The sequence below is a fragment of the Pseudomonas sp. PS01298 genome (genome assembly GCF_029959745.1).
In the GTDB taxonomy this organism is placed as follows: Bacteria; Pseudomonadota; Gammaproteobacteria; order Pseudomonadales; family Pseudomonadaceae; genus Aquipseudomonas; species Aquipseudomonas aylmerensis.
Map to the genome: position 1 here is coordinate 63,637 of NZ_JASCPP010000018.1, position 10,674 is coordinate 74,310.

Consider the following 10,674-nt stretch of genomic DNA (forward strand, 5'->3'; position numbering starts at 1 on the left):
TCATGTTTAAGAACGGCATGCGACCTGTGCACCCTGGAGAAATTCTCAAGGAGGAGTACTTGGAGCCGCTGGGCCTGACGGCCGCCGCCCTTGCAAGGGCGCTGCACGTTTCTGCGCCGACGGTGAATGACATTGTGTTGATGCGTCGCAGCATCAGTGCCGATGTTGCATTACGCCTGGCAGCTGCGTTGGAAACGTCCGCGCAGTTCTGGCTGAACCTGCAGACGGCCTATGATCTGCGCACAGCGGAAATCGCCAAGGGCGACCAGATAGCCAAAGAGGTCGAGAAGGTTGCGCATTGTGCGTAGTGCTGGATCTGCCTTTATCCGAACCCGGTGAAAAAACCGGGTTTTTAATGCCTGATGGAAATGCGTGATATCGAAGGGCCATCAGCTTTCAAAAAACCAACTAAACTCCTCAGTAATCGCCAAGGAGGCCGTGAACCACAACAACAAGGAAACCCAACCGACGATCCGAGGTGTGCCATGGGAGAGTCAGTGGCTTTCACCGATACCGAACGCGCCGTCGTGCTGCTGATCGATGCCCATCCGCAGGTGCTGCACAGCCTGACGCACCTGCTGCGGCTGGAGCCCTTCGAACTGCACAGCGCCACTTGCGCGGCCGATGCCCTGGCCATCCTCGCCAGCCAACCCGTCGACCTGGTGATGAGCGCTGCGCGCCTGCCCGACATGGACGGCGCGTCATTGCTGGCGCATATCCACCAGCACTATCCCCATACGGTGCGCATCCTGCTGACCAGCGAGACCGACCTGACCCTGATCATCAAGGCCATCAACGAAGGCGAGATCTACCGCTACCTGAGCAAACCCTGGAAGGATGAAGAGTTGTTGCTGGCGCTGCGCCAATCCCTGGCGCATCAGCATTCGGAGCGCGAGCGTGCGCGGCTGGAGCAACTGATCCAGCAGCAGAACGACGCACTCAAGCAGCTCAACACGACCCTGGAAAAACGCGTGGCCTCGCGCACCAGCGAGCTGCAGCAAACCGCCGACATGCTTGACCTGGCCTACGAAGAACTCAAGCACAGCTATGCCACCGGCGCCGAGGTGTTCTCGCTGCTGGCCAACCTGCGCCTGCCGCGCGCGAAGCAGACCAACCGGCAGATCATCGAACTGGTACGCACCTGGTGCGTGGCCCATGGCGAAGACTGCGCCAGCAATCGCGACCTGACCATGGCCGCCGCGCTCTACAACATCGGCAAGTTGAGCTGGAGCGACAGCATGATGGCCTCGCCCTCGGACTTGCTGCACAGCAGCGACCGCGAACGGTATCGCGCCTACCCGGCCCAGAGCGAATCACTGCTGATGACCCTGGAGCCGATGAAAGATGCCGCGCGCCTGATCCGCCATCATCAGGAGCGCTGGGACGGCAGTGGCTTTCCCGATCACCTCAAGGGCGAAGCGATTCCCGCCGGGTCGCGGCTGTTGAAGTTGGCAGTGGATTTTATCGAGCTGCAAAAGGGCCTGATCCTCGAGCGGCAGATGAACAGCGATGAAGCGCTGCTGTACATCCGCAAATACGCCGGGCGGCTGTATGACCCGCTGTTGGTCGAAGACTTTGTGCAGGTCTGCGCAACCTACTTGAATGACGTCACCTTGGGCGACCCCAACGTCAAAGTGCTCGGCACTCGCGAGCTGGAGGAGGGCATGGTGCTGGCGCGCAATCTGAATGCCGACAACGGCATGCTGCTGCTCAATGCCGGCAAGGTGCTGAACCTGCCGCTGGTGGATAAGTTGATCGCGTTCGAAACCATGGAGGGTGCGCGCTACAGCGTGTTTATCAAGCACCTCGAGGTGTTGTCATAAGGCGGCTGTGGCCTCGATCTCGAACAGAATATCGGGGTGAAACAGCGCGGCGACGCCGATCAGGGTCGAGGTCGGGTGGCAGCCTTTTTCACCCAGGCGTTGCGTCAGCACCGGCATGGCTTCAAAAAACTGCGCCATGTCTTTCACGTAGTACGTCACCCGCACGACCTGCCCCAATTGAGCACCACCTTCGGCAAGTACCGTCTCCAGGTTGTCCAGCGCCTGGAGGATCTGCGCGGCCATATCGTCTTTGTGCAGCGGGTTACCGTCGGCATCGACTGAGGTTTGCCCGGCGCAGAGGATCAGGCGGGCGTTGGCGCTGATCACCCGGCCCTGCACAAAACCATGTGCGTCCTGCCAGCGCCAGGGGTTGAGTATCGAGTTTTTCAGCGTGCTCGCCACGGCGCTGCGGCTGGCGGTGTAGGCCAATAGGGGCAGGGCCGCCGTCGCGAGCAGGCCTTTGATCAGATGTCTTCTGAAGAGGGTGATGGGCATTTCCGTACTCCGGTTTAGTGACTGGGCGCGGAGGTGCCAGAACCCTTGGGGTTCAGCCTTCGTGGCGTTCGCCTTTAAGCGCAGTGGCCGGGGGCGTCAGCACGAAAATCGCGCGAAAGGGGCTGTCTGCCAGGTTGGCGAACTCATGGGGTTCGGCAGTGCTGAACGCCAGGCTGTCGCCTTCCTGCATTTCAAAAATATCCTCGTTGACCTGAATGCTGCCGTGCCCGGCAGTGACAATCACCAGTACCGAGGTGTCGCCGTAGGTCAACTGGCCTGTCCGGTCGCCTGGGGCCATGTCCAGTTCGTAGGCTTCAACGTGCTTGAACGGCCTCGGCGTAATCAAATACTTGCGCGACCGCACTCCCCACTTCACATAGGGCCGTTCGGCCTGGCGAACCACGCGCGAAGTCGAGCTGATTTGGGCGTCGCTGACCAAGTCGCCCAGTGAAACACCCAGTGCATTGGCGATTCGCACAAGGTTGGCGAAACCTGGAGCGGCTTTGCCGTTCTCGATCTGGCTGATCATGCTCGCGCTGGTGCCTGCCTCTTCGGCCAGGCGGCGCACGGTCAGTTGACGCATTTTGCGAAAATCGCGGATTTTCTGGCCCAGCACGGCCATGTCGGCGTGGGGTGGCAATACAGTGGTCATTGATTGCTTTGTTCCATTCAGTTGAACAAAATGTTCAATAGTTTGTCAATGGGCTTGAATGCAGCGTTCATGTTAATTGAATTATTTGTTCAGAGGCTGCGGCGTTTGCTGAAGCGCTGGCCGGCATGTGATCCTTGCGCCTTTTGCTTTCCAAGGACGACTTATCCATGACCTCGACCATCCGCATCGCCGCCGCCCTTTTGATTGGCAGTGACGGCCAGACCCTGCTGGTGCGCAAGCGCGGCACCCAGGCGTTCATGCAACCTGGCGGCAAGATCGACGCCGGCGAGCAACCTGCCGAGGCGCTGGCGCGTGAGCTGTTTGAGGAGCTGAACCTGCGTATCGAGCCCGGCGCTGCGACCTACCTCGGCCAGTTTTCGGCACCTGCTGTCAACGAGCCGGGTTTCACCGTGGAAGCCGAGCTGTTCCAGGTGCAGATCGACGTCCCGGTCACCCCCGCCGCCGAGATTGAAGAGGTGCGCTGGATCGACCCCGCCGGCGATGGTGGCTTGCTATTGGCGCCGTTGACCCGTGATCTGATCCTGCCGTTCTATCGCGCGTCGCTGACCACCCCGGCCTGATCGCCCCTTGCGCGTCAGCGCACCGCGCTGACGCCATCCAGGGTGGAAAACGAGGTGTCCTTGGCCGTCAGCAGGAAGTCGCGCATATACGGCGCGTCCAGCATGTCCGCGCGGATGCCCGCATACAGCGTGGCAAACAGGCCTTTCTCGCCCAGGCGCTTGGCCTTCACGTAACCCCGTGAGCTGTATTCATGCAGCGCCCAATGGGGCATGCCGCACACGCCGCGGCCGCTGGCGACCAGTTGCATCATCATCACCGTCAGCTCCGAGGTGCGCACCTGGGCCGGCTCCACATCGGCCGGCTCGAGGAAGCGCGTGAAAATGTCCAGGCGGTCGCGCTCCACCGGGTAGGTGATCAGGGTTTCGGTCAGCAGGTCTTCGGGCACGATGTAGGACTTGTGCGCCAGTGGGTGTTGATTGGCCACCGCGAGCATGGCTTCGTAGGTGAACAACGGCACGTAGGTGATGCCCGGCAATTCCAGTGGATCGGACGTCACCACCAGGTCCAGGTCGCCACGGGCCAGGGCTGGCAGCGGCGCAAACGCGAAGCCCGAGGCCAGGTCCAGCTCGACTTCCGGCCAGGCATCGCGGAACTGGTCGATGGTCGGCATCAGCCACTGGAAGCAGCTGTGGCACTCGATCGCCATGTGCAAACGCCCGGCGGTACCGCCGGCCAATCGTGCGATGTCACGCTCGGCGCCGCGCAGCAGCGGCAGGGTCGCATCGGCCAGTTGCAGCAGACGCAGACCGGCGCTGGTGAAGCGCAGCGGCTTGGTCTTGCGCACGAACAACGGCATGCCCAGGCGTTCCTCCAACTCCTTGAACTGGTGGGACAGCGCCGACTGCGTCAGGTGCAGGCGCTCGGCGGCTTCTACCAGGCTGTCGGCTTCGCGCAGGGCGTGCAGGGTCTTGAGGTGGCGGATTTCGAGCACGGGCTCTCCATGAAGACAATTTGTGAAGAATTGGAATGGCGTGAGTTTGTCTCATGTTACAGGCCGTGTCGACCATGACCACTGGGCACTCTTCATCAAACTGTCACGCAACTGTGGCAGCGCGCTCGAACAAACTTCATCAGACTCGCGTTCTACTGGGGTTCTGTGTTTCGGTGTTTTCCATGCGCGTGTTGCTTTTATTGGCCGCTTTCATGTTCGGCCTGCCGTCTTTTGCGGCGTCTCGATGTGATGTCAATGTCCCGACCCAAACGGTCGACCTGGAAACGGTCAGCATCGCCTACCAGAGCATCGGGCGGGCGTCCGATCCCGCGTTGCTGCTGGTCATGGGCCTGGGCGGGCAGTTGATCCACTGGCCGGATGAAGTGGTGGTGGCGTTGTGCGAACAGGGCTTTCGGGTGATCCGCTACGACAACCGGGATGTCGGCCTGTCCACCTGGCGACAGGCACCTGCCAGCGCCAACCTGACCTTCGAAGTGCTGCGCTACAAGCTCGGCCTGCCGGTGGCGGCGCCCTACACGCTGACTGACATGGCCGACGACGCCCTGGGCCTGATGGACGCGTTGCAGGTCCGCCAATTCCATGTGCTGGGCGCGAGCATGGGCGGCATGATCGCCCAGCACCTGGCGGCCATGGCGCCGCAGCGGGTCGAAAGCCTCACGCTGATCATGACCAGTTCCGGCGCCGAAGGCCTGCCGGCGCCGAGTGCGGCGTTGGTGCAATTGCTGTCGCGGCGCAGCGCACCGAACCGTGAAGTCGCGCTGGAGCAGCAGGCGGATTTGTTGGCAGCCCTGGGCAGCCCGTCGGTGAAAGATGATCGCCAGGTGCTGCTGCAGCAGGCGGCGCTGTCCTACGACCGCGCCTTCAACCCCGACGGCGTGAAGCGCCAGATCATGGCGATCCTCGCCGAGCCAAGCCGGGTACCGTTGCTCAACCAGTTGCGCGTGCCCACCCTGGTGGTCCACGGCACGGCCGACCCGTTATTGCCGGTGATGCACGGCGTGCATTTGGCGGCGCATATCCAGGGCAGCCAGCTGAAACTGATTCCAGGCCTGGCCCATCGGTTCCAGGAAGCCTTCAAGGCGCCGCTGCTGGCGGCAGTGCTGCCGTACCTGCAAGCCCATCGCGAAGATGCCGCCCATTGGGCGCAGATTGACCTGGGCGAGCCTTCGAAGGTGTTGTGACATTGGTGTATCGTGCAATTTTTGCGGCGCATTGCCAGCGAGGTTGCCTACCATGAGTACTCCCCTGAAAATCGATTTCGTCAGCGACGTGTCCTGCCCCTGGTGCATCATCGGCCTGCGTGGCCTGACCGAAGCCCTCGACCAGCTTGGCGCCGAGGTGCAGGCCGAGATTCATTTCCAGCCGTTCGAACTGAACCCGAACATGCCGGCCATCGGTCAGAACATCGTCGAGCACATCACTGAAAAGTACGGCTCCACTGCCGAAGAATCCCAGGCCAACCGTGCGCGCATCCGCGACTTGGGCGCGGCGTTGGGCTTTGCCTTTCGTACCGATGGCCAGAGCCGTATCTACAACACGTTCGATGCGCACCGCCTGTTGCACTGGGCCGGGCTGGAAGGCTTGCAGTACAACCTCAAGGAGGCGCTGTTCAAGGCATATTTCACCGATCAGCAGGACCCTTCCGATCACGCCACGCTGGCAATCATTGCTGAAAGCGTCGGGCTGGATATCAAGCGGGCGGCCGAGATTCTCGCCTCCGACGAATACGCCGCCGATGTCCGCGAGCAAGAGCAGTTGTGGATATCCCGGGGCGTGACCTCGGTGCCGACCATCGTGTTCAACGATCAGTATGCGGTCAGCGGTGGCCAGCCGGCCGACGCCTTCGTGGGCGCGATTCGCCAGATTATCCGCGAGGCGAAAGGCTAAGCCTGTGGGTGGGGGCTGGCTTGCCTGCGATGGTCTGCGCGGTCTGCCGGATAGGCCGAGGTGCCGGCATCGCTGGCAAGCCAGCGCCTGCAGGGCGCGCGGGTTCTTCAGTCAAACTTGTAGCTGATCGCGGTCTGCACCTGGCCCTGGTTTACATCCCCGGTGTCCTTGACGATGGTGCTGTTGGCCGCCGAACCCACCAGGTGGACCCAACTGGCGCTGGTCAGCAGTGACCAGTTGTCCGCCAGGGGGAATTCGAAACTCTGGGTCAGCGTCAGGTTCTGGAAGCCGGCACTCGCGTTGTAGGCGCGAATGCCCGAGGCCGCGGATTCCTTGTCGTCGACGCCGAAAAAGGTCTGGGTCTGGCGGGCGTCGGCAAAGTGCGCCAGCAAGCCGGTGCTGCCAATGATCCCGCCGCCGAGCGGGTAGCCGAGTTCGCCGCCGACCTTGCCCAGCACGCCGCTTTGATCACGTCCGCCGCCGACGGCCTGGCCCATCTGGGCGTACACGCGCCAGAAGTCGGCCGGCGCGTATTGGATGAAACCGCCCACCTCGGCCATGTCCGAGACATTGCGCAGACCGCGCAGTGAGCCGTTGGCGGTACGCCCCGGCAGGTAATTGATGTACGGGCCGGCGGTGAAGCCGTGGGTGTCCAGCGCGCTCCAGGTCAGGCCATCGTCGGTGCCCAGGCTGACCGGGCCCCAGTCCAGGTCGAAGTAGGGAATGGGCCGGGTTTCGTAGCGACTGCCCGTCGGGTCGTGGGGTTGATAGCTGACGCCCGCGCCCATCTCGCCGGTAATGCCTTGGGCCAATGCCGTGCTGGAAAAGCCCCACAGCCCCAGGAGGCCGGCGAATACAGCAGAAGTCACCTTGAACATGCAGCGGTTTCCTTATCTGGACATACGCGCATTCACGCGCGAAGGGCGTCCCTGGCGCAAGCACTCATCTTGTTTGTAGCGAGCTACAAAAATTGTAGCTTGCGCGACACATATCTCCCGACAAATCCACGCAAAGCCCAGCCCCGCTGGGTTTTCGCCAGTTGGCACGCTCCCTGCTCTACTCCAGTGGCAAGCGCACAGAGCGCTCTTCTTCAAGCCCTCCAACTCAAGGAAAGGCAATGATCCACTGGCATATCGTGTGTGACTTCGACGGGACCATCACCCCCACCGATGTCATCGACAACGTCCTCCAACGCTTCGCCGGCCCCGAGTGGGAAACCATCGAACAGGAATGGCTGGATGGGCATATCGGTTCCCGCGAATGCCTGAGCCGCCAACTGGCACTGATCAAGGCGACCCCGACTGAACTGCTGGCGTACTTCGACAGTGTCGAGATCGATCCGGACTTCCCGGACTTCGTCGATCACGTCATGGGCCTGGGCGCGACCATCGAAGTGGTCAGCGACGGCATCGAACAAGGCATCGCGCGCATCCTGTCGCGCAACTACGTGACCTTGCTGCCGATCCTCGCCAACCGCCTGCGCCAGGTCGACCAGAACAGCTGGCGCATCGACTTCCCGTACGCCAGCGATGCCTGCCGTGCCGCTTCCGGCAACTGCAAGTGCAAGTCCACCCCGCGCAACAAGCGCGTGCTGGTGATCGGCGACGGCAAGTCCGACATGTGCGTGGCCTCCACCGCCGACTTCGTGTTCGCCAAAGGCAGCCTCGCCGACTACTGCGTGGCCAACAACATTCCTCACGCGCGCTTCGACACCTTCGCCGAAGTGCCTGCATTGCTGGCGCAACTGCCGCAGGGCATCGCCGCCAACGCCAGCGCTTTTGCTGGCGAACTGTCTACCGAAAATCAGGAACTCTTCCACCATGTCTGATATCCGTATCGCTACCGCCGAAGACCAGGTCCTTCTGGATAAAGAAGCCAAGTATTGCTCCTACGGTGACACCGTTCACTACATCGAGCCGCCGCGTATTTTCAGCCGTTGCGAAGGCTCCTACGTGTGGGACACCGAAGACCAGGCCTACCTCGACCTGCAAATGTGGTACTCGGCCGTCAACTTCGGCTACGCCAACCCGCGCCTGAACAACGCGTTGAAGCAGCAGATCGATACCCTGCCGCAAATCGCCAGCCAGTACCTGCACAAAGGCAAGATCGAGCTGTCGGAAATGATCGCGGTCGATGCCAAGAAAAAATTCGGCCTCGACGGTCGCGTGCACTTCAACGTCGGCGGTTCGCAGTCGATCGAAGACTCGCTGAAAGTGGTGCGCAACGCCACCAACGGCAAGAGCCTGATGTTCGCCTTCGAAGGCGGTTACCACGGCCGTACCCTCGGTGCGTCGTCGATCACTTCCAGCTACCGCTACCGTCGCCGCTACGGCCACTTCGGCGAGCGTGCGCAGTTCATCCCGTTCCCGTACCACTTCCGCGGCCCTAAAGGCATGACCAAGGAAGAGTACGGCAGCCACTGCGTGCAGCAATTCGCCCGTCTGTTCGAGACCGAATACAACGGCGTGTGGGACCCGAAAGTCGGCCAGAGTGAATACGCCGCGTTCTACGTCGAGCCGATCCAGGGCACCGGCGGTTACGTGATCCCGCCGATGAACTTCTACCGCGAACTCAAGCAGGTGCTCGACCAGCACGGCATCCTGATGGTGTCCGACGAAATCCAGATGGGCTTCTACCGTACCGGCAAGCTGTGGTCGATCGAGCACTTCGACGTGCAACCGGACGTGATCGTGTTCGGCAAGGCGCTGACCAACGGCCTCAACCCACTGGGCGGCATCTGGGCCCGTGAAGAGTTGATCAACCCGAAGATCTTCCCGCCAGGTTCGACCCACTCCACCTTCGCCTCCAACCCACTGGGTACGGCGGTCGGCCTGGAAATGTTCAAGATGACCAACGAAGTCGACTACGGCGCGATGGTCATGGCCAAGGGCAAATACTTCCTGGAAGGCCTGCAGGACCTGCAGAAACGTTTCCCGATCATCGGCGACGTCGACGGCCTGGGCCTGGCCCTGCGCTGCGAAATCTGCGGCCCGGATGGCTTCACCCCGGACAAGGCGACCCTGGACTACATGGTCGAAGAAGGCATGAAGGGCGACATGGTCGTTGATGGCCAGAAACTCGGGCTGATCCTCGACGTGGGCGGATACTACAAAAACGTGATCACCCTGGCGCCGTCGCTGGAAATCAGCTACCCGGAAATCGACCTGGGCCTCAAGCTCCTCGAGCAACTGCTGGTGCGGGCGACCAAACGGTGAACAGCCTCGGGATCGACCTCGGTGAAGGTGATGCCGGCTTCGTTCTCGGTGAAGGTCCGGTCGGGATCCTGTTGATCCACGGCCTGACCGGCACCCCGACGGAATTGCGCCAGGTCGCCAAGGGCCTGGCCAAGGCGGGTAACTGCACGGTCTACGTGCCCACCCTGGCCGGGCACTGCGGCGATAACAGCGACCTGCAGGCCACCGGCTGGCTGGACTGGTACGAAGGCGTGCGCAAGACCTTCGTCCAGGTCAAGCAACGCCACGCGCAAGTCTTTGTCGGTGGCTTGTCCATGGGCGCGGTGATGTCTATGTACGTGGCTGCCGAGCACCCTGGGCAAGTCGCCGGGCTGTTGATGTATTCCACCACCTTGAAGTACGACGGCTGGAGCATTCACAAGCTGGCGTTTTTGACGCCATTGCTGATGAAGATTCCGTTCGGCGTGCACATCTGCCGCTTCGAAGAGAAGCCGCCGTATGGCATCAAGAACGAACGCCTGCGGGCGATCGTCGAGCGCCAGATGAAGGAAGGGGAGAGCAGCGAAGCCGGTCTGCTGACCATGGAAGGCATCACGGTGCGCGAGTTGCATCGGATGAACGCCGTGGTCAAGAAACGCATGCCCGAGGTCAAGGTACCGGCGCTGGTGCTGCACTCCATCGAGGACGACATCACCAGCCGCTGGAACGCCGATTACGTGGAACGCCACCTCGGCGGGCCGGTGACCAAGATCCTGCTGGACAACTGCTATCACATGATCACCGTCGACCTGCAATACCGCCGGGTGATCGAGTTGAGTGCCGAGTTTGTCGAGCAGCATGCGCGCATCAGTGGTGAGCGGGTTTCACAGGGGCAACGAGCTTCTGCGGCTGAAGCTGGTTTACACGGTGAGGCAGCTTCGCATGCTGGATCTGGTTTGCAGGCTGAACCTGCTGCTTATGCTGAAGCTGTTTTCCAGGCTGAACCTGCTGCTCATGCTGAACCTATTTTCCAGGCTGAACCTGCTGCTGATGCTCAACCTAGTTTCCAGGCTGAACCTGCTGCTTATGCTCAACCTGTTTTCCAGTCTT

The 10,674-nt window shown here is 61.6% G+C and carries 11 protein-coding genes and 1 pseudogene; 8 read left to right on the top strand and 4 right to left on the bottom strand.

What is annotated here, in order from left to right:
* Nucleotides 1-2: 2 nt before the first annotated feature.
* Both QMX97_RS09755 and QMX97_RS09760 read left to right on the top strand, forming a co-directional pair.
* A complete protein-coding gene (locus tag QMX97_RS09755) occupies nucleotides 3-308 on the top strand; it encodes a HigA family addiction module antitoxin (protein ID WP_120447728.1) in 306 nt (101 codons plus the stop codon).
* A gap of 177 nt (nucleotides 309-485) precedes the next feature.
* Entirely contained in the window at nucleotides 486-1,823 is a 1,338-nt protein-coding gene (locus tag QMX97_RS09760; RefSeq protein ID WP_120447729.1) for an HD domain-containing phosphohydrolase, read from the top strand.
* Here QMX97_RS09760 and QMX97_RS09765 read toward each other — a convergent pair.
* Nucleotides 1,818-2,318 (bottom strand): RidA family protein, encoded by a 501-nt coding sequence (locus QMX97_RS09765; protein ID WP_120447730.1) that lies wholly within the window; start codon nucleotides 2,316-2,318, stop codon nucleotides 1,818-1,820. The genes QMX97_RS09760 and QMX97_RS09765 overlap by 6 nt on opposite strands.
* Nucleotides 2,319-2,370: 52 nt before the next feature.
* Entirely contained in the window at nucleotides 2,371-2,970 is a 600-nt protein-coding gene (locus QMX97_RS09770; RefSeq protein WP_282396800.1) for a helix-turn-helix transcriptional regulator, read from the bottom strand.
* Between the two features lie 167 nt (nucleotides 2,971-3,137).
* On the opposite strand from QMX97_RS09770, the gene QMX97_RS09775 reads away from it, so the two are divergent.
* Nucleotides 3,138-3,551, top strand: a complete 414-nt coding sequence (locus QMX97_RS09775) for an NUDIX domain-containing protein (protein WP_262132822.1) — start codon at nucleotides 3,138-3,140, stop codon at nucleotides 3,549-3,551.
* A gap of 14 nt (nucleotides 3,552-3,565) precedes the next feature.
* On the opposite strand, the gene metR is transcribed toward QMX97_RS09775, so the two are convergent.
* Nucleotides 3,566-4,483 (bottom strand): transcriptional regulator MetR, encoded by a 918-nt coding sequence (gene metR, locus QMX97_RS09780; protein ID WP_065906818.1) that lies wholly within the window; start codon nucleotides 4,481-4,483, stop codon nucleotides 3,566-3,568.
* A gap of 182 nt (nucleotides 4,484-4,665) precedes the next feature.
* Between metR and QMX97_RS09785 the strand changes: the two genes are divergently transcribed.
* Entirely contained in the window at nucleotides 4,666-5,685 is a 1,020-nt protein-coding gene (locus QMX97_RS09785) for an alpha/beta hydrolase (protein WP_065906816.1), read from the top strand.
* A gap of 52 nt (nucleotides 5,686-5,737) precedes the next feature.
* Nucleotides 5,738-6,391, top strand: coding sequence for a DsbA family oxidoreductase (locus QMX97_RS09790; protein ID WP_065906813.1), 654 nt, complete (start codon nucleotides 5,738-5,740; stop codon nucleotides 6,389-6,391).
* Between the two features lie 107 nt (nucleotides 6,392-6,498).
* Here the strand turns inward: QMX97_RS09790 and QMX97_RS09795 are convergent, their stop codons facing one another.
* Nucleotides 6,499-7,269, bottom strand: coding sequence for a MipA/OmpV family protein (locus tag QMX97_RS09795; protein WP_201143613.1), 771 nt, complete (start codon nucleotides 7,267-7,269; stop codon nucleotides 6,499-6,501).
* Nucleotides 7,270-7,508: 239 nt separating this feature from the next.
* Between QMX97_RS09795 and QMX97_RS09800 the strand changes: the two genes are divergently transcribed.
* From QMX97_RS09800 to QMX97_RS09810, 3 genes and pseudogenes are all read left to right on the top strand, one after another.
* Nucleotides 7,509-8,219: an MtnX-like HAD-IB family phosphatase gene (locus QMX97_RS09800; RefSeq protein ID WP_065906809.1), complete on the top strand. Its 711-nt coding sequence runs from the start codon at nucleotides 7,509-7,511 to the stop codon at nucleotides 8,217-8,219.
* The gene (locus QMX97_RS09805) at nucleotides 8,212-9,606 is read left to right on the top strand and encodes an aminotransferase class III-fold pyridoxal phosphate-dependent enzyme (protein ID WP_107338926.1); all 1,395 of its coding nucleotides are present in this window, start codon (nucleotides 8,212-8,214) and stop codon (nucleotides 9,604-9,606) included. Before QMX97_RS09800 ends, QMX97_RS09805 begins: the two co-directional genes overlap by 8 nt.
* Nucleotides 9,603-10,427: pseudogene (locus QMX97_RS09810) on the top strand (alpha/beta fold hydrolase); the annotation flags it as partial. The gene QMX97_RS09805 and the pseudogene QMX97_RS09810, both read left to right, overlap by 4 nt.
* Between the last annotated feature and the right edge of the window lie 247 nt (nucleotides 10,428-10,674).